The 18,512-nt window shown below is 51.4% G+C and carries 21 protein-coding genes; 15 read left to right on the top strand and 6 right to left on the bottom strand.

All coding sequences use genetic code 11. From position 1 onward, the window contains the following. Nucleotides 1–67: 67 nt before the first annotated feature. Nucleotides 68–691, top strand: coding sequence for a hydrogen peroxide resistance inhibitor IprA (gene iprA, locus IMQ48_RS06995; RefSeq protein ID WP_196208439.1), 624 nt, complete (start codon nucleotides 68–70; stop codon nucleotides 689–691). 1 nt (nucleotide 692) lies between these two features. On the opposite strand, the gene ampH is transcribed toward iprA, so the two are convergent. Then, entirely contained in the window at nucleotides 693–1,850 is a 1,158-nt protein-coding gene (ampH, locus tag IMQ48_RS06990) for a D-alanyl-D-alanine-carboxypeptidase/endopeptidase AmpH (protein WP_196208438.1), read from the bottom strand. A 383-nt stretch (nucleotides 1,851–2,233) separates the two neighbouring features. On the opposite strand from ampH, the gene sbmA reads away from it, so the two are divergent. Next, entirely contained in the window at nucleotides 2,234–3,454 is a 1,221-nt protein-coding gene (sbmA, locus tag IMQ48_RS06985; protein WP_196208437.1) for a peptide antibiotic transporter SbmA, read from the top strand. Between the two features lie 14 nt (nucleotides 3,455–3,468). Continuing rightward, nucleotides 3,469–4,572, top strand: coding sequence for a DUF1615 domain-containing protein (locus IMQ48_RS06980; RefSeq protein ID WP_196208436.1), 1,104 nt, complete (start codon nucleotides 3,469–3,471; stop codon nucleotides 4,570–4,572). Here the strand turns inward: IMQ48_RS06980 and IMQ48_RS06975 are convergent. Then, a complete protein-coding gene (locus tag IMQ48_RS06975) occupies nucleotides 4,557–4,880 on the bottom strand; it encodes a DUF2755 family protein (protein ID WP_196208435.1) in 324 nt (107 codons plus the stop codon). The two genes, IMQ48_RS06980 and IMQ48_RS06975, sit on opposite strands and share 16 nt — an antisense overlap. 268 nt (nucleotides 4,881–5,148) lie before the next feature. On the opposite strand from IMQ48_RS06975, the gene IMQ48_RS06970 reads away from it, so the two are divergent. Beyond that, on the top strand, nucleotides 5,149–5,367 hold the full coding sequence (locus IMQ48_RS06970; protein ID WP_196208434.1) for a DUF2754 domain-containing protein: 219 nt from the start codon (nucleotides 5,149–5,151) through the stop codon (nucleotides 5,365–5,367). 22 nt (nucleotides 5,368–5,389) lie between these two features. Here the strand turns inward: IMQ48_RS06970 and ddlA are convergent, their stop codons facing one another. Continuing rightward, nucleotides 5,390–6,484 (bottom strand): D-alanine--D-alanine ligase, encoded by a 1,095-nt coding sequence (gene ddlA / locus IMQ48_RS06965; protein WP_196208433.1) that lies wholly within the window; start codon nucleotides 6,482–6,484, stop codon nucleotides 5,390–5,392. Nucleotides 6,485–6,785: 301 nt separating this feature from the next. On the opposite strand from ddlA, the gene IMQ48_RS06960 reads away from it, so the two are divergent. From IMQ48_RS06960 to adrA, 5 genes are all read left to right on the top strand, one after another. Then, nucleotides 6,786–7,982, top strand: coding sequence for a multidrug efflux MFS transporter (locus IMQ48_RS06960; RefSeq protein ID WP_196208432.1), 1,197 nt, complete (start codon nucleotides 6,786–6,788; stop codon nucleotides 7,980–7,982). A gap of 248 nt (nucleotides 7,983–8,230) precedes the next feature. Beyond that, complete coding sequence (locus IMQ48_RS06955; protein WP_196208431.1) at nucleotides 8,231–8,473, top strand: sigma-S stabilization anti-adapter protein IraP; 243 nt, start codon at nucleotides 8,231–8,233, stop codon at nucleotides 8,471–8,473. Nucleotides 8,474–8,579: 106 nt separating this feature from the next. Then, complete coding sequence (gene phoA, locus IMQ48_RS06950; protein ID WP_196208430.1) at nucleotides 8,580–9,995, top strand: alkaline phosphatase; 1,416 nt, start codon at nucleotides 8,580–8,582, stop codon at nucleotides 9,993–9,995. Nucleotides 9,996–10,092: 97 nt separating this feature from the next. Next, nucleotides 10,093–10,413 carry a phosphate starvation-inducible protein PsiF gene (gene psiF, locus IMQ48_RS06945; protein WP_196208429.1) on the top strand — a complete coding sequence of 107 codons (321 nt, stop codon included), beginning with the start codon at nucleotides 10,093–10,095 and terminating at the stop codon, nucleotides 10,411–10,413. 99 nt (nucleotides 10,414–10,512) lie between these two features. Next, nucleotides 10,513–11,628, top strand: coding sequence for a diguanylate cyclase AdrA (gene adrA, locus IMQ48_RS06940; RefSeq protein WP_196208428.1), 1,116 nt, complete (start codon nucleotides 10,513–10,515; stop codon nucleotides 11,626–11,628). Nucleotides 11,629–11,643: 15 nt separating this feature from the next. Here adrA and proC read toward each other — a convergent pair whose 3' ends face one another. Continuing rightward, the gene (proC, locus tag IMQ48_RS06935; RefSeq protein WP_096758109.1) at nucleotides 11,644–12,453 is read right to left on the bottom strand and encodes a pyrroline-5-carboxylate reductase; all 810 of its coding nucleotides are present in this window, start codon (nucleotides 12,451–12,453) and stop codon (nucleotides 11,644–11,646) included. A gap of 181 nt (nucleotides 12,454–12,634) precedes the next feature. Here proC and IMQ48_RS06930 point away from each other — a divergent pair, with 181 nt between their 5' ends. The 5 genes from IMQ48_RS06930 to ppnP all read left to right on the top strand — a co-directional run bounded on the left by IMQ48_RS06930 (nucleotide 12,635) and on the right by ppnP (nucleotide 15,286). Further along, a complete protein-coding gene (locus IMQ48_RS06930; RefSeq protein WP_196208427.1) occupies nucleotides 12,635–13,090 on the top strand; it encodes a YaiI/YqxD family protein in 456 nt (151 codons plus the stop codon). 185 nt (nucleotides 13,091–13,275) lie between these two features. Then, entirely contained in the window at nucleotides 13,276–13,821 is a 546-nt protein-coding gene (gene aroL, locus IMQ48_RS06925; protein ID WP_196208426.1) for a shikimate kinase AroL, read from the top strand. A 26-nt stretch (nucleotides 13,822–13,847) separates the two neighbouring features. Beyond that, on the top strand, nucleotides 13,848–14,039 hold the full coding sequence (gene yaiA / locus IMQ48_RS06920) for a protein YaiA (protein WP_196208425.1): 192 nt from the start codon (nucleotides 13,848–13,850) through the stop codon (nucleotides 14,037–14,039). 213 nt (nucleotides 14,040–14,252) lie between these two features. Further along, nucleotides 14,253–14,930: an AroM family protein gene (locus IMQ48_RS06915; RefSeq protein ID WP_196208424.1), complete on the top strand. Its 678-nt coding sequence runs from the start codon at nucleotides 14,253–14,255 to the stop codon at nucleotides 14,928–14,930. 71 nt (nucleotides 14,931–15,001) lie between these two features. Next, nucleotides 15,002–15,286 (top strand): pyrimidine/purine nucleoside phosphorylase, encoded by a 285-nt coding sequence (gene ppnP, locus IMQ48_RS06910; RefSeq protein WP_196208423.1) that lies wholly within the window; start codon nucleotides 15,002–15,004, stop codon nucleotides 15,284–15,286. 53 nt (nucleotides 15,287–15,339) lie between these two features. Here ppnP and rdgC read toward each other — a convergent pair whose 3' ends face one another. Further along, complete coding sequence (rdgC, locus tag IMQ48_RS06905; RefSeq protein WP_196208422.1) at nucleotides 15,340–16,251, bottom strand: recombination-associated protein RdgC; 912 nt, start codon at nucleotides 16,249–16,251, stop codon at nucleotides 15,340–15,342. 125 nt (nucleotides 16,252–16,376) lie between these two features. Between rdgC and mak the strand changes: the two genes are divergently transcribed. Continuing rightward, nucleotides 16,377–17,285, top strand: a complete 909-nt coding sequence (gene mak, locus IMQ48_RS06900; RefSeq protein ID WP_196208421.1) for a fructokinase — start codon at nucleotides 16,377–16,379, stop codon at nucleotides 17,283–17,285. A gap of 31 nt (nucleotides 17,286–17,316) precedes the next feature. On the opposite strand, the gene araJ is transcribed toward mak, so the two are convergent. After that, entirely contained in the window at nucleotides 17,317–18,504 is a 1,188-nt protein-coding gene (araJ, locus tag IMQ48_RS06895) for an MFS transporter AraJ (RefSeq protein ID WP_196208442.1), read from the bottom strand. Nucleotides 18,505–18,512: the final 8 nt, after the last annotated feature.

Here is an 18,512-nt window from a genome sequence, read left to right as displayed (position 1 = left end):
AAACCGGTATTTTAATCTAAGTATGCCCGTCAAGGATTTGACGGGCTTTTATGCAAGGAATGCGTAAATGTTATCTGTAGATAAGCCTTTTCTGGAATTTGGTAAGTTGGATAAATGTTTGTCAAAATATGGTGAACGTTTTGAATATGAAAATGAAAAACAAGTAATATACTCCGGTGATGTAAATAAAGATGAGACTTTTGTTATTTTAAAAGGTGTTATTTCTCTGATGTGGGGAGATAATATACTGGTTGGCATCACACAGGCGCCGTTTATTATGGGGCTTGCTGATGTAGTGATGAAAACAGATGTTAAATATAAATTAATAACTGAAAGTCATTGTACGGGTTACCATCTTCCGGCATCCAAAACGATTAGCATAATTGAACAATGTCAGCTATGGCGCGAAGCCTTTAGCTGGTTAGCCTGGCAGCACAGCATGCTTGAAATACGCGATCTGCAATTAATAGGTAATAACTCCTACGATCAAATCCGTGCCACGCTGATATCCATGATGAAATGGGATGACTTACTGCGTTCTCGTGTTGGAGTTATGAACTATATTCACCAACGTACACGTATTTCACGCTCTGTCGTCGCAGAAGTTCTCGCGGCACTGCGTAAAGGCGGCTACATTGAAATGAATAAAGGCAAACTGTTGAATATTAACCGTTTGCCTTTTGAGTATTAAATCAGGATGCGGGGATAACCTGAGGTTTGTTTCCGCTCAATTCACTCACCAAATCGTTGATACCATCGCTCATATTGGTAAATCGGGTTAGCGGAGAACGGGTAACGACAATAAAGGCCCCCACGTTTTTCTGTGGGATCATTGCCATATAGGTAATGAATCCACCACCTCCACCGGTTTTTTGAATAATTCCCGGGTGGCCATTTTTTGGTGCCATATAAACCCAGCCCAGGCCCAACGCATCGGCTTTGCCTGGCACGTCCATGCCAATTACTTTTGTTAACTGTGTACGCTGGTAAATCAGCGTCTGCATTCGGTCAGCCTGCTGGCTACGATGATAAAAGTCCGATGAGAGATACTGCTGCATCCAGCGCATCATATCGCCAGGCGTCGAATAGACACCGCCGCTACCCATCGCCGCCAGCGTATTGTTACACGGGCTGGCCCCTTTTTCGGCGACCATCAGGCGCTTACACTGATCGGGTGAAGGTGTGAATGTGGTGTCTTTCATCCCAAGCGGTCGGGTTATTTTCTCTTCAAACAGCTGTTGATAAGGCTTACCGGACGCGGCGGCCAGCGCATCGGCCAGTAGATCGAACGCCAGATTCGAGTAGGAGGCCTGCGATCCGGGAGCAGCTTTCAGTGTGGCGGTTGAGAGGTAGCTCCAGCGCTGCTCGCGCGTTGGCCAGACAAATACCGGGCGTTTTGCCGCACCGCCTGGCTGTTCGCGGGGCAGAGCACTGGTATGAGTCGCCAGATTCACCAGCGTGATAGGTGTTCCTTGCCAGGTTGGGACTCGTGCACCGGGTGGTGCATATTTACTCAATGGATCGTTCAGTTTTACCGTGCCCTGATCGAGCAATTTCACCAACATTTCGCTGGTCATTAATTTGGTAATTGAGGCGATGCGGATCACCGAATCCAGCTGCGGATGAACATTATTGCCGGGGCGTGTTTCGCCAAAGCTACGAAATACGCGCTGATTACCATCAATGACCACGAGCGCCATTCCCGTAGCTCCGCTGCCGTAGAAGATATGATCGGCATAACGATCGACAATATCAGAGGCGAAGACCGGATCGGTTATAGGCTGTGCCGCCTGGACAGATGTCAATGACGCCGCACACAGCGCGGCAGAAAAAAGCAGACTACGTTTCAACGGTGGTGTCCATGAGTTAGGGGTAGTAAAAAAGGATGACGTGCGTATGCGTATTTATACTACTCATCGGCATATTGCAAAGTGCTATTACGCCAATCATAGTGTGAAAAACGTAACGATGAGTAAACGTTACCTTTTCCCCTGGATTGGATGTTCGCTTTTGTGATCTCACGCTGCGATAATCTGAACATGCCGGAACGCTGTCAGGTATGAAAACCATAGAAACAATTCTTCTGAGCGGGTAGCGAACTAAGCACGCCGGTTCTGGTCACAATTGTCGGTTTCAGCATGTGTTTATTGGGCGTTAGCCGTCTTGCCATCGTTTGCACGCTGGCAAATGCACAGCAGTCGTCATAACGATAAGAAGTTAGCAGGAGAGCACTATGTTTAAGTCTTTTTTCCCAAAGCCGGGACCGTTCTTTATTTCGGCATTTATTTGGGCACTGGTCGCAGTTGTATTCTGGCAGGCAGGTGGGGGAGCCTGGGTTGCACATATCACCGGCGCATCGGCTGATGTTCCTATCAGCGCCGCCCGATTCTGGTCGCTGGACTACCTGATTTTTTATGCGTATTACCTTCTCTGCGTCGGGCTGTTCGCCGCGTTCTGGTTTATCTACTGTCCGCATCGTTGGCAGTATTGGTCCATACTGGGCACGTCGCTGATTATCTTCGTGACCTGGTTTTTGGTTGAAGTCGGGGTCGCCGTCAACGCCTGGTATGCCCCATTCTACGATCTGATTCAAACTGCACTGAGCGCCCCACATAAGGTGAAGATTGAGCAGTTCTATCATGAAGTGGGGATTTTCCTGGGTATTGCGTTGATTGCCGTGGTGATCGGCGTGATGAACAATTTCTTCGTCAGCCATTATGTGTTCCGCTGGCGTACTGCGATGAACGAACATTATATGGCGCACTGGCAGCATCTGCGTCACATCGAAGGTGCCGCGCAGCGTGTGCAGGAAGATACCATGCGTTTTGCCTCCACGCTGGAGGATATGGGCGTTAGTTTTATCAACGCGATTATGACGCTGATTGCCTTCTTGCCGGTGCTGGTCACGCTGTCTGCACATGTTCCTGACTTGCCGATTGTCGGTCATATTCCTTATGGTCTGGTGATTGCGGCCATTGTCTGGTCACTGATGGGGACCGGCTTACTGGCCGTCGTGGGGATCAAACTCCCGGGACTGGAGTTCAAAAACCAGCGCGTGGAAGCCGCTTACCGTAAAGAACTGGTCTACGGCGAAGATGATGCTAATCGCGCAACGCCACCGACTGTCCGTGAGCTGTTTCACGCGGTGCGTCAGAATTATTTCCGCCTCTATTTTCACTATATGTACTTTAATATCGCCCGTATTCTGTACTTGCAGGTGGATAACGTTTTCGGTTTGTTCCTGCTGTTTCCGTCAATTGTTGCCGGTACGATTACGCTCGGTCTGATGACGCAAATCACTAACGTATTTGGTCAGGTGCGCGGATCGTTCCAGTATCTGATTAACTCCTGGACGACGTTAGTTGAATTAATGTCTATCTATAAGCGTCTACGCAGCTTCGAAAGAGAGCTGGATGGTCAGGAGATTCAGCCAGTGACTCATACTCTTAGCTAACAAAAGGTGATGTTATGTCGACGGTTTCCCGTCTTTACCCCTGGTCTTGTCTGGCGGCGTTGGTGCTGGTGGGATGCAGTAGCCAACCTTCGCAGCCGTTAAAAAAAGGGGAAAAAGCCGTCGATGTGGCGAGCGTGGTGCGTCAGAAAATGCCTGCCAGCGTGAAGGACAGAGATGCCTGGGCGCAGGATCTGGCGAAGACGTTTGCAAGCCAGAAGCTGGCACCGACGGTCGAGAATGTCTGTTCGGTACTGGCTGTGGCGCAGCAGGAGTCCAACTATCAGGCGGACCCAGCTGTGCCTGGTTTAAATAAAATTGCCTGGAAAGAGATCGACCGCCGCGCTGAGCGCATGCATATTCCGCTGTTTGTGGTGCATACCGCGTTGAAGATTAACTCGCCGACCGGGAAAAGCTACAGCGAGCGTCTGGATTCGGTAAAGACAGAAAAGCAGCTTAGCGCCATCTTTGATGATTTTATCAACATGGTGCCGATGGGGCAGACGCTGTTCGGATCGCTTAATCCGGTGCATACCGGCGGTCCGATGCAGGTCAGTATCGCGTTTGCTGAACAGCACGCCTCAGGCTATCCGTGGAAAATGACGGGGACGGTGCGTCAGGAAGTGTTTACCCGCCGTGGTGGGCTGTGGTTTGGAACGTATCATTTGCTGAATTATCCGGCGAATTACAGCGCGCCTGTCTTCCGCTTTGCTGATTTTAATGCGGGCTGGTATGCCAGTCGTAATGCGGCCTTCCAGAATGCGGTGAGTAAAGCCAGCGGCGTGAAGCTGGCGCTGGACGGTGATTTGATTCGTTACGACAGCGATGATCCGGGGAAAACAGAGCTGGCTGTACGTAAGCTGGCCGGGAAGCTGGAGATGAGCGAGAGTGATATCCACCGTCAGTTGCAAAAAGGTGACAGCCTCGCATTTGAAGATACGGCGTTATACGAGAATGTGTATAGGCTGGCGGAAGCAAAAACAGGTAAAACGTTACCCCGTGAAATGCTGCCGGGCATTCAGCTTGAGAGTCCAAAGATCACCCGTAATTTGACCACCGCGTGGTTTGCGAAACGGGTGGATGAGCGGCGGGCGAAATGTATGGGTCAGTCATCTTTATGATGGCGCTGTCGCCAGCGTAATAAGGTCACAATGGCACCAAGGATCAGGCCGCCACCCAGGAAGGGAATCAAACCAAAAATCGTTCCGACGCCTAAACCAATTTCGATCCGCGGGCGTCCGCTTTCCTGCATTTGCAGTTGCATCAGCTGTTCATAAATGCCGGGCGCGTGAGCCAGCAGGGTTAACACCTGCGCCCCGACCCAAAAGCAAAACAGCACGAAGACGGCGTAGATAATATTTCCGGTCAGAGAGGAGGGATCCCGATGCTTGCCCTTAAACGGGAATTTTGAGAGCGTAAAATCAGCCATGAGAGACCTCCAGAAACAACCTGCTTTTCTTGACATAATGCCAGTAACTGACAGTGAGTCTGACAGGTGTTCGGGGTTGTCAATATCAGAATGATGGTAATTTCGGCCAGGGATTATTCCTGGATTCTGCTTTTATGTTCCTCGTCACAAACGTGTAACCTTAAGTGAAATTTAATTACATTTAAGAAATTCCGCATACGGCACAGACCGCCAGAGATAAATGTGCGAGGATGCGTCTTTATGATGTTGTGATTCCTCCGGAGCTGTTATGAACCTGCCTGTAAAACTTCGCCGCGACTGGCATTATTACGCGTTTGCCATTGGGCTTATCTTTATTCTCAATGGTGTGGTGGGCTTACTGGGATTTGAAGCAAAGGGGTGGCAAACCTATGCGGTGGGGCTGGTTACCTGGGTGATTAGCTTTTGGCTGGCCGGGCTGATTATTCGTCGTCGCGTGGAAGATGATGAAACGCAGGATGCCCGATAGCTATCGGGCATCCTGGCGGATTTTACATACTGGTTTTCAGCGCGCTGTTTGCCGCGTGACGCTCCAGCGCCAGTTCGATAAGACGGGTGATCAGATCGGTATAACCTAAGCCGCTCGCCTGCCACAGTTTTGGATACATACTAATATTCGTGAAGCCTGGCAGCGTGTTGATCTCATTGATCACTACGTCATTTTCTGCGGTTAAGAACACATCCACACGAGCCATGCCAGCACAACCCAGCGCCTGGTAAGCCTGGATCGCTATCTCGCGGATCTTGTCGTTAATCTCCGGTGAAATAGCTGCCGGAACCACTACTTTGGCGCCGTTATCGTCAATGTATTTGGTGTCATAGGCGTAAAAATCACTGTTCAGAACGATCTCGCCACAGGTACTGGCCTGCGGATGATCGTTCCCCAACACTGCACATTCGATCTCACGGCCGACGATCCCTTGTTCCACTACCACTTTATGATCGAATTCAAATGCCAGCGCTACGGCCTGATCGTATTGGGCTTCATTGGTGACTTTACTGACGCCAACGGACGATCCCTGATTAGCCGGCTTAACGAACAGCGGCAAGCCCAGGCGCGATTCAACTTCAGCGAAGGTGATGCTATTACGATTAGCGCGGGTGAGCGTAATAAATGGCGCGATGTTTAACCCGGCGTCGCGCAACAGACGCTTAGTCACGTCTTTATCCATGCATGCTGCTGAGCCCAGCACGTCGGAACCGACGAACGGTAGATTCGCCACGCGCAGCATACCTTGCAGGGAACCATCTTCACCCAGCGTACCGTGCACAATAGGGAAAATAACATCGACTGTCGGCAGCGGCTGACCGTTGTGCGCATCAATCAACTGGTGTTCTTGCTTTCCTGGTACCTGCGCCAGGCTGGTTGCCGAAGGACGCAGCGCAATACGCGCCGGGTCGTTGGCGTTAAGCAGATAGCTACCGGCATCGCTGACGTGCCATTGCCCTTGTTTATCAATACCTAACAGCACAACATCAAAGCGAGTCTTATCGATGGCATCGACAATATTTTTTGCCGATTGCAATGACACTTCATGTTCTGCCGATTTACCACCAAATACGATTCCTACCCGCAACTTTGCCATCTTAAAAACCCATTCCTTGAATGCAAAGCACATACATTACCACGACAAAACGCAGGATTCCTCGGCTTCTGGCAGAATGTTTTCACGCGTATAGAAGGGAAGAAAATGAGCGAGTCTGTGGAGGATGCTCGAAGCATATTCCCCTGTAATAAATAGGGCTTATGTGTGATGAATATCACAAATATGATGAGCGGGGAGATAAAATACTAAACTGTGAGGTATCGCACCTCTGGATGCTTGTCCGGATACGTAATTTGTTAAGCTGCTCGCAGTTTTCAGCTACTTATCGTTATGAGTCCCTATGGAATCCTGGAGAGTTAACCTTATTTCCGTTTGGTTCGGGTGCTTTTTTACCGGACTGGCGATCAGCCAAATCCTGCCTTTTTTACCACTCTATGTCTCCCAGCTCGGGGTGACCTCGCATGAAGCTCTGTCGATGTGGTCCGGGTTAACGTTTAGCGTTACGTTTCTGATTTCTGCCATTGTTTCGCCGATGTGGGGCAGTTTAGCCGATCGTAAAGGGCGTAAGCTAATGCTGCTGCGCGCTTCTCTCGGGATGGCGATTGCGATTTTATTGCAGGCCTTTGCCACCAATGTCTGGCAGCTTTTCCTGCTGCGCGGTGTGATGGGGTTAACGTCGGGATACATCCCCAATGCAATGGCGCTGGTGGCGTCGCAAGTTCCACGCGAGCGCAGCGGCTGGGCACTGAGTACGCTCTCTACGGCACAGATTAGCGGGGTGATTGGCGGACCGCTGATGGGTGGTTTTATCGCCGACCATGTGGGCTTGCGTGCGGTATTCTGTATTACCGCCGGGTTGCTGGTGGTCAGTTTCCTGGTCACGCTGTTCTTCATTAAAGAGGGCGTGCGCCCGACGATTAAAAAAAGTGAACGTTTAAGCGGCAAAGCTGTGTTCGCCTCTCTCCCTTATCCGGCACTGGTGATTAGCCTGTTCTTTACCACCATGGTTATCCAGTTGTGTAATGGTTCTATTGGCCCCATTCTGGCGTTGTTTATCAAATCGATGGTGCCAGACAGCAGCAATATTGCCTTTCTCAGCGGGCTGATTGCCTCAGTACCTGGGATATCGGCGCTGATTTCAGCCCCTCGATTGGGCAAATTAGGCGATCGGGTGGGAACTGAACGGATCCTCATGGCGACGCTTATCTTTGCCGTGGTGCTGTTTTTCGCCATGTCCTGGGTCACAACGCCGTTGCAGTTGGGAGTATTGCGTTTCCTGCTTGGCTTTGCCGATGGCGCGATGCTTCCCGCCGTGCAGACGCTGTTGGTGAAATACTCCAGCGACCAGATTACCGGGCGTATTTTTGGCTATAACCAGTCGTTTATGTATCTTGGCAATGTCGCGGGACCATTGATGGGAGCAACTGTGTCGGCAATGGCCGGTTTTCGCTGGGTGTTTATCGCGACTGCGAGCATTGTGTTGATTAACATCTGGCAGTTGGCTGTCGCATTGCGACGTCGGCGTCGCGCACGTTGAATGTCGGATTAACACCGTTGATTGCCAGTGGTGTTAATCCATAAGTTTGTATTATATTTTTGAGTGATTATTAATCTCTTCACTCTTTTATATTGAATAATTCTGTCGTAATACCTAATTCATCTTATTTTGTGGTGTGATTGTTTTCGCAAAACGTTTTATTTCTGTTAAAAATACAACTTTCATCCACTAGGCAGTTGAGAGCCATAATGCTACCGTGACCCATATTTTGTTAAGGGAATACGCAAATGAAAAATCTCGTCACTGAGTTGTTACTTAAACTTGCCCAAAAAGAAGAAGAGTCACAGGACCTCGCCGCTCAGGTAGAAACCTTAGAGCGCGTCATCATGGAGATGATGCATACGATGGCGAAGCATGAGCAGCAAATATTTATTCGTCATCTTGAGGGCGCACTGGCCGGTGTAAGCCGCATGCCAGCCTGTTTAACAACCTTGCATGATGTTGGTGAGAGGGTGCCAAAAGCGTATTGAGGTCTCTGTGGGACCGCACGACGATAAATCATCATAAAAGTGTCACATCAAATACTTATAGTCGCTTTGTTTTAATTTTACCGTATTTATACATGGAGAAAATAAAGTGAAACAAAGCGCACTTGCTATTGCCCTGTTACCTTTGCTGTTTACCCCGGTTATTTATGCAGAATCATCTGCTGTGCCGGTGATGGATAATCGTGCTGCTCAGGGTGATATCACAGCGCCGGGTGGCGCTCGCCGATTAACCAGCGATCAAACGGCCGCTCTGCGTGATTCACTGATTGATAAACCGGCTAAAAATATTATTTTGCTGATCGGTGATGGTATGGGTGACTCAGAAATTACCGCAGCGCGAAATTATGCCGAAGGCGCGGGCGGCTTTTTTAAAGGGATTGATGCGTTACCCCTGACCGGGCAATACACCCACTATTCCCTGGATAAAAAAACGGGTAAACCCGATTATGTGACCGATTCTGCGGCTTCTGCCACGGCGTGGACCACCGGGGTTAAATCCTATAATGGTGCGCTGGGCGTTGATATCCATGAAAAAGATCACACCACGATTCTGGAAATGGCAAAAGCTGCAGGCCTGGCGACAGGCAATGTTTCTACCGCTGAATTACAGGATGCCACTCCAGCTGCGCTGGTTGCGCATGTGACGTCACGTAAATGCTACGGTCCGAGCGTGACCCGTGAAAAATGCCCGACTAATGCGCTGGAAAACGGCGGCAAAGGGTCAATCACCGAACAATTATTGAATGCTCGTGCTGACGTTACGCTAGGAGGCGGGGCAAAAACGTTTGCTGAAACCGCTGCTGCAGGTGAATGGCAGGGTAAGACGCTGCGTGAGCAGGCGCAGATACGCGGCTATCAGTTGGTGAGCGACGCCGCATCGCTTGCGGCGATTACTGACGCCAGCCAGGATAAACCGCTGCTGGGGTTGTTCTCTGAAGGTAACATGCCGGTGCGTTGGGAAGGACCGAAAGCCTCTTATCATGGCAATATTGATAAGCCGACTGTGACCTGTACGCCAAACGCCAAACGTAACGACACGGTGCCGACACTGGCACAGATGACGGATAAAGCGATTGAGCTGTTAAGCCAAAATGAAAAAGGCTTCTTCCTGCAGGTGGAAGGCGCGTCCATCGATAAACAGGATCACGCCGCTAATCCGTGCGGGCAGATTGGTGAAACGGTCGATCTGGATGAGGCCGTACAGCGAGCGCTGGCCTTTGCAAAGAAAGAGGGTAATACGCTGGTGGTGGTGACCGCTGACCACGCGCATGCCAGCCAGATTGTGGCGCCGGATACCAAAGCACCCGGCCTGACTCAGGCGCTGAATACCAAAGACGGCGCGGTGATGGTCATCAGCTACGGCAACTCCGAAGAGGAGTCTCAGGAGCATACGGGCAGCCAACTGCGTATTGCTGCCTATGGGCCGCATGCGGCGAATGTGGTTGGTCTGACTGACCAGACCGATCTGTTCTACACCATGAAATCAGCCTTAGGGCTGAAATAAGCACACGCCCGGTGGCATTACTTTTGCTGTCGGGTGGTTTTTTTGTCGTTAGCAGCCAGACTTATCTGTGTCTCGTCGTTCAGAAAAGGAAGGTGCTATGAAAATATCATTAGTCATGACGTTGCTATTTGGTCTGCTTTTTTTAACTACCGCCGGCGCTGCCGAGAAGACGCTAACCCCGCAACAACAACGGATGACCACTTGCAACCAGCAGGCGACAGCGCAAACCTTAAAAGGGGATGCGCGCAAGACCTATATGAGCGATTGCCTGAAAAACAGTAAATCGGCCCCTGAGGAAAAGAGCCTGACGCCACAGCAACAGAAGATGCGTGAATGTAATGTTCAGGCAACGGAGCAGTCGCTGAAAGGCGACGATCGCAATAAATTTATGAGTGCCTGCCTGAAAAAATCAGCGTAATTGCGTAGTACATAAGGGTGAGCAGCGAAATTCGCTCACCCGAAATATCATACTCCCGCGCACGACCCCCTTTCTATAATTTGGGAAATTTGTTTCAGAATGTTCCTAAATACGATGAATGATGAAAATTTCTATCAAAAAAAGGTCGTCCCGAGTGAAGCCTTTTTATCGCTTCATCAAAATGACCATCAGCGTTCCGGACTGCGATTTGCCCGACGGATCAGGCTGCCGCGCGCGGTGGGACTGGGCGGAATGTTTTTCCCTATCGCGTCGGTCCTGGTGTCGCAGCCGATCACCGGAGGTTGGTGGCTTTTACTGGTGGGATGGGCCTTTGTCTGGCCGCATCTGGCATGGCAGCTGGCGGGCAAAGCAGATGACCCGATGCATAGCGAATTCACCAACTTAAAAGCCGATGCGATTCTCTCGGGAATGTGGATAGGGCTGATGGGAGTAAACCTGCTACCGTCGACGGCTCTACTGATGATTATCTGTATCAACCTGATGGGTGCAGGCGGAATACGGTTATTCATCGCCGGTCTGGTGTTGACGATTGTCTCATGTCTGGTCACCCTGCAACTGACGGACATCCCGGTGGCGCTCAACAGTACGCAGGTGAGCGTGCTACTGTCTCTGCCGGTGTTGGTGTTGTATCCGATACTGTTTGCCTGGGTGAGCTACCAGACGGTCATCAAGTTGGCCGAGCACAAGCGTCGGTTGCAGGTGATGAGCACGCGGGATGGTATGACCGGTGTGTATAACCGACGCCATTGGGAGCTTTTACTGCGCAATGAATTTGATAATTGTCGTCGTCACCAGCGCGAAGCCACGTTACTGATTATCGATATCGACCACTTCAAGAGTATCAATGATACCTGGGGCCATGACGTTGGCGATGAGGCTATTGTGGCGCTGACGCGTCAGCTCCAGATGACGCTGCGCGGCAGCGATGTGATCGGGCGCTTTGGTGGTGATGAGTTTGCTGTGATTATGTGCGGTACACCTGCGGCCAGCGCTATCGCCGCCATGTCTCGTGTCCACGAACGACTCAGCCTGTTGAGATTGTCCTGCGCCCCGCAGGTTGCACTGCGTATCAGCGTTGGCGTTGCGTCCCTGACCTCAGATACGGAACATTATCGAGAATGGTTGAAATCAGCGGATATGGCCCTTTACAAAGCAAAGAATTCCGGACGTAACCGCACTGAAGCGGCGGCCTGACGTCCGGTTGCCCACTCAGGATTTGCTGAGTTTTTCTGATTGCTCCATGCACTTAACCATCGCTTCAATGACTGAAGAACGGAAACCGCGCGCTTCCAGGACACGCACCGCTTCAATGGTTGTTCCGCCAGGCGAGCACACCATATCCTTCAGCTCTCCGGGATGTTTCCCCGTTTCGAGTACCATTTTGGCTGATCCCATTACCGCCTGCGCGGCGAATTTATAGGCCTGCGCGCGGGGCATTCCACCTTGTACGGCCGCATCTGCCATGGCTTCGATAAACATAAACACGTATGCCGGTGCGGAACCGCTGACACCGACGACCGGGTGAATCATCGATTCCGCAATCACTTCGGCTTCGCCAAAGCAGCGGAAAATATTTAAAACATCAGCCGTATCTTCTGGCGTCACCAGCGCGTTTGGCGTTACGGAGGTCATGCCCGCATTGACCAGCGACGGCGTATTGGGCATCGCGCGGATAATTTTACGGTCATGGCCCAGGGCGCGGGCAAGCTGATCGAGCGTGACGCCAGCGGCAATAGAGACGACCAATGAGTCTTTGTTCAGGCTGGAGGTGATTTCACTCAGCACCTTAACCATGATGCCAGGTTTCACGGCACCGAAGACGATATCGGCAATTTGGGCGACTTCTTGCGCTGACTGTGCGGCATTAATACCGTACTGGTCGTGCAGCGCGGCGACTTTATCAGGAGAGGGGGTATAGACCCAGATTTGTCCGGGGAGAACCTGACCGCTGGCGATCATACCTCCAAGAATGGCTTTGCCCATATTGCCGCAGCCAATAAAACCAATTTTCTTGTCCATCTTGTCACTCCCTATGCGTGATATTCATTGTTTTATACCCGTCATACTTTTGAATTACTTAGGGTATACCTGGGAAGGTTAAGCTTAGCGCGGAATGGATGTGTTCAGAAGGAGAAACAGCACTTTGCCGGAAAGTAAAAGCACGAGACAATGCACGATTGCACAGTAACCTGGAGGTGTTATGACAATATGGGTGGATGCGGATGCGTGTCCGAATGTGATTAAAGATATTTTGTATCGGGCCTCTGAGCGTATGCAGATGCCGCTGATTTTGGTCGCCAATCAGAGTTTGCGCGTGCCACCTTCGCGTTTTATCCGTACATTACGTGTCCCCGCCGGGTTTGATGTTGCCGACAACGAGATTGTGCGCCAGTGTAGCGCTGGTGATTTGGTGATAACGGCTGATATCCCTCTGGCCTCTGAAGTCATCGAGAAAGGGGCTGCAGCGCTGAATCCGCGAGGCGAACGCTATACCGAAGCGACCATCCGTGAACGTCTGACGATGCGCGATTTTATGGATACGCTACGTGCCAGTGGGATCCAGACCGGAGGCCCGGACACGCTCTCTCCGCGTGACAGGCAGCATTTTGCCGCTGAACTGGATAAGTGGTGGCTGGAAGTTCAGCGCAGAAAATAACAAATGTAATTTATTTTTTACACTTTCATCGTTGTGAAATCTTGTTATAGTAAGGCTTAATGGGCTTTTAAGTCTGGGGTGGAATTTATTCTTTACATTTTGGTGATGTACTAGTTTGATGGTATGATTATAACTTTAACAGCATCAGATCCCGCTCGTGGGCGGCTCTCTGGGGAATTTCTGCGATGACGCAACCTCTTTTTCTTGTTGGCCCGCGGGGGTGTGGTAAGACAACAACCGGTATGGCGCTGGCGAAAGCTATCGACTTCCAGTTTGTTGATACCGATCGCTGGCTGCAATCACATGTGCAAATGACCGTCGCCGAGATCGTTGAGAGAGAAGGATGGGAAGGATTTCGTGCTCAGGAAACGACCGCTCTGCAGGCCGTGACCGCCCCTTCAACGGTTATTGCGACCGGCGGCGGCATTATTCTTACTGAATATAATCGTCACTACATGCGAAATAACGGCACGGTTATTTATTTAAGTGCACCGGTATCGGTTCTGGTGAATCGCCTGGAAGCGGCACCTGAAGAGGGATTGCGCCCGACCTTAACCGGTAAGCCGTTAACCGAAGAGGTGCAAGAGGTGCTTGAACAGCGCGACGAACTGTATCGCGCAGCAGCGCACTTTATCGTTGATGCAACCCTTGAACCCTCACTGGTTGTGGCCGATATTCTGGCGATAATGTCGCATTCGGCGCCGCGATTACAGGGTGGGGTCTATACTTAACGCTCATCCAGTCAAAAGGACGCGCTATGCCGACAAAACCCCCTTATCCACGAAAAGCGACCATTGTTACTGTTGAAAAAGGCACGCCAGGCCAGACAGTAACCTGGTATCAACTCCGCGCTGACCACCCCAAACCGAATTCGTTGATTAGCGAGCATCCATCTGCGCAGGAAGCGATGGATGCCAAAAAACGCTATGAAGACCCGCAGAAAACCTGAGGTCAGACGCTGTCTGCATCACATTTTGCGCACATCATCGGATGGCGCGAAAATTGAAAAGTAAATGATAACAATAAACTACTGGAATGATTTGGAATCTTTACACACTGGGCTGCTTATCTACTGCTACGCTTTTGGGCATTCGTAACGCAGGTCAGTGCCTGGCATTTGTCCGGGAATTTACAGCAAAGTAAGAAGACGGTGGAGCAACACATGAGTACGTCGTTGGCTATCCTCACGATTGGCGTTGTGCCGATGCGTGAGGTATTACCGCTCCTGACGGAATATATCGATGAACAACACATTACCCACCATAGCCTGCTGGGGCAGATGCGACGGGAAGAGGTGATGGCCGAGTACGCCGTCTCACCGGGCGACGATGCACTATTAACTCTGCTTAGCGACCATCAGCTGGCGCATGTCTCGCGCCAGAAAGTAGAACGTGCATTGCAAGGCATTGTTGAGGTGCTGGACAACCAGGGTTTTGATGTCATTTTACTGATGAGCACTGCGGTCATCACCCGTCTGACAATCCGAAACGGCATCCTGCTGGAGCCCTTACGTATTATTCCCCCTCTGGTGGCGTCGATTGTCGACGGGCATCAGGTTGGGGTGATTGTCCCGGTGGCTGAATTGCTGGAAGCCCAGTCGAAAAAATGGCAGGTATTACAAACGCCGCCGGTCTATGCGCTGGCGAATCCCATTGACGGCTCTGAACAACAACTGATTGATGCCGGGAAACAACTTCTTGAGCAAGGGGCCGACGTGATTATGCTCGACTGTTTAGGGTTTAATCAGCGTCATCGTGATGTACTGCAACAATCACTCGATGTTCCGGTGCTGCTGTCGAATGTCCTGATAGCGAGACTGGCTTCAGAACTGCTGGCGTAATTTTGCGTGACAGGTGGAACGTCAGCCCCCTATATTGGTTGTTAACTTAATAACGAGACAGGGCCAGCGGTATGCTTCAAAGTAACGAATACTTTTCCGGCAAAGTAAAATCGATTGGTTTTACCAGCAGTAGTACTGGCCGCGCCAGCGTTGGCGTGATGGTGGAAGGCGAATATACCTTTAGCACTGCGGCACCTGAAGAGATGACGGTGGTTAGCGGGGCATTGAATGTGTTGCTGCCGGGCGAAACTGAGTGGAAAGTGTATGCTGCAGGGCAGGTGTTTAACGTGCCCGGGCACAGTGAGTTTCATCTGCAAGTAGCTGAGCCTACATCCTATCTTTGCCGTTACCTGTAATGGTAGAGTGCCGGATAAGCCGCTTGCGGCGCTATCCGGCACTACGGAATAGCTTAGCGCTGCGCTTCGCCGCCTAAACCTTCCACCAGGCTTTTAATCAACGCCGCCAGTTCACCGGTCATCAGGATGAAATCGGCATCAAAACGCTGGCCGTAATCTTCTCTGTCGATATCTTCGTTCTGGTCGCGCAGCTCATCGCTGAACTTCAGACGCTTAATCGAGCCATCGTCGCACATCAGAAACTGAATGCGCTGCTGCCAGTCGAGAGCCAGCTTGGTGACGACTTTTCCGGCCTCAATGTGCACGGCAATCTCATCACTCACCAGGTCCTGTTTCTTCGCCCGGATCACGCCACCGTCTTCCAGCATGGCTTTCAGTTCGGCTTCATCCAGTAACTGGAATCCCTGCGCCGTGGTGCCGGAACGGACCCATTCGGTGAGCGTGAGCTCTATCGGGTTTTCCAGCGTCAGCGGGACCACCGGCAGTGAGCCGAGGCTTTTACGCAGCAGCGCCAGCGTATCTTCCGCTTTCTTGGCGCTCGCACAGTCGACGATGATCAAATCATTAACGGTGTCTATCCACATCATTGTCTGGCTAAAGCGGCTAAAGGCACGCGGCAGCAATGAGTGCAACACTTCATCTTTCAGTGAGTCTTTCTCGGTCTTCTTGAGTTTGCGACCCTGTTCGGCTTCCAGCTTGAAGATTTTGGCTTCCAGTGCCTGCTTGATCACCGGCGACGGCAGAATTTTTTCTTCTTTGCGGGCGCAGATAATAATTTGGCCGTTGTTAGAGTGCGTCAATGCATCGCTGTGCGATCCCATCGGCGGAACCCAGCCCATTTTTGCCATATCCTGGCTACCACAAGGGGTAAACGTCATTGAGGCAAGCTGTTTTTCCATCTCTTCGGCGCGCAAAGAAACATCGCGGCTAAGACGGTAAACCATTAAATTTTTGAACCACAGCATGATAATTTCCACGGCCTTGTCGTTAAATTCAGCGGGCATAATAACGAATTGTCGGCGGGCGTGCATTGCCTAACGCCATGCTCGCCTCTACTCTGTTGATATTCCCAAAAAATGAGGACCAGCGTGTGCGTATAGGAATCGATTTAGGTGGCACCAAAACAGAGGTTATCGCGCTTAGTGATGCGGGGGAGCAACTTTTTCGTCATCGCCTGCCCACGCCACGTGATGATTATCGGCAAACTATAGAAACCATTGCTGCACTGGTGGAGATGGCGGAAAAAGCCACCGGACAGACCGGAACCGTTGGTATGGGGATCCCCGGATCGATTTCCCCCTACACCGGCGTGGTGAAGAATGCCAACTCGACCTGGCTCAACGGTCAGCCTTTTGACAAAGACTTAAGCGTGCGTCTGAGCCGGGAAGTTCGTCTGGCCAACGACGCCAACTGCCTGGCTGTCTCTGAAGCGGTAGACGGCGCTGCTGCGGGCGCGCAAACGGTGTTCGCGGTGATTATCGGCACCGGCTGTGGTTCCGGCGTGGCGTTCAATGGTCGGGCACATGCAGGCGGCAACGGTACCGCGGGTGAGTGGGGACATAACCCGCTGCCGTGGATGGATGAAGATGAGTTGCGTTACCGGCAGGAAGTACCTTGCTATTGCGGAAAGCAAGGCTGCATTGAAACCTTCATCTCCGGGACGGGATTCGCCACGGATTATCATCGCCTGAGCGGTAACCCGCTGAAGGGCAGTGAAATTATTAGTCTGGTGAGCGAAGGGGATGCGCTGGCGGAGCAGGCGCTACAGCGCTATGAATTACGCCTGGCAAAATCGTTGGCCCATGTGGTGAATATCCTTGACCCGGATGTCATCGTGCTGGGCGGTGGGATGAGCAATGTCGACAGGTTGTATCAGACCGTTCCGTCATTGATTAAACAGTTTGTCTTTGGTGGTGAGTGTGAAACGCCTGTTCGCAAAGCGCTGCACGGTGACTCCAGCGGGGTACGCGGTGCAGCCTGGCTGTGGCCACAGGTGTAATTATTGCTATGCGGAATGGCGCTTATCTGACCTACGATTCATGCCCGTAGGTCGGATAAGAGGCTGTTGTGCTTTGCTTTCGCATTAGACGCCCATACAGCAGCAGCGACGACATCGCGGAAAACGACAGCAGGGCCGCCGGAAGAGTCACGTAGTTGTAGGAAAAACCCAGTGTCAGCATCATGCCTCCGCAGTATGCGCCAACCGCGCTACCGAGGTTAAAGGCCATTTGTCCACCGGCGGCACCCAGCAGTTCGCCGCCTTTCGCATTTTGCAGCAGCAAAATTTGTAGCGGGGCTGACAGTGCAAACAGGCCCGCGCAGCAAATAAACGCGAAGGTCAGCGACGCAGCTTTCATATCGCCGACGAAAAACAGCATCAACAGAGCCAGCACAATCACGAAGTCGGTCACTACCGCGATACGCAGCGGCGTATAGCGGCCCGAGATCCGCCCGCTCAGTAGGTTGCCCAGCACCATTCCCAATCCAGCCAGCATCATGATAAAGGTCATCAGCGCTTCGGAAAAACCGGAGATATACATCATGTACGGCTTCACATAGCTAAACCAGGCAAACACTCCGGCGTTGCCAAACATCGTAGCGGAGAAAATAAGCCACGGAGCCGGGCTTTTCAGAAAGTGAAATTGTTCGCGCAGTTTGCCTTTGGCTTCGTCACTGATGTTGGGCACCCAGAAGGCAATCGACATGATAACTGCGATATTAAAAACGGCAATCAACAGGAAAGTGTAGCGCCAGCTAAATGTCTGGCTCAGCCAGGTGCCAACGGGAATGCCAATCAGGTTGGCGACGGTCATCCCACTGATCATTCCTGCAACGGCGGCGGTGACTTTTCCTGGACGTGCGAGTTTAGTCAGAATAATGGCGCCGACGCCAAAAAATGCTCCGTGCGGAAAACCGGAAACCAGCCTGCCGACCGCCAGCATAAAATAGGATGAGGATAGGGTGAAGATGGCATTGCCTATTACACACAACGTGACCAGAAACAGCAGAATATGCTTCAGCGAAAAGCGGTTGGAAAAGATTGCAATAATCGGCGCACCCAGCACTACGCCGAATGCGTAAAACGAAATCATGTGGCCTGCCGCAGGAATTGAAATCCCCACATCCCGCGCCAGCTCGGTTAACACACCCATGATGCCAAATTCGGCCATGCCCAGGCCAAACGTGCCGAGGGCTAAAGAGAAAATTACTTTTTTCATACTACCTG

Source organism: Citrobacter sp. Res13-Sevr-PEB04-36, assembly GCF_015672735.1.
Lineage (GTDB): Bacteria > Pseudomonadota > Gammaproteobacteria > Enterobacterales > Enterobacteriaceae > Citrobacter.
Note: the sequence above shows the minus strand (reverse complement) of the source record. Positions and strands in the feature narration are given on the sequence as shown.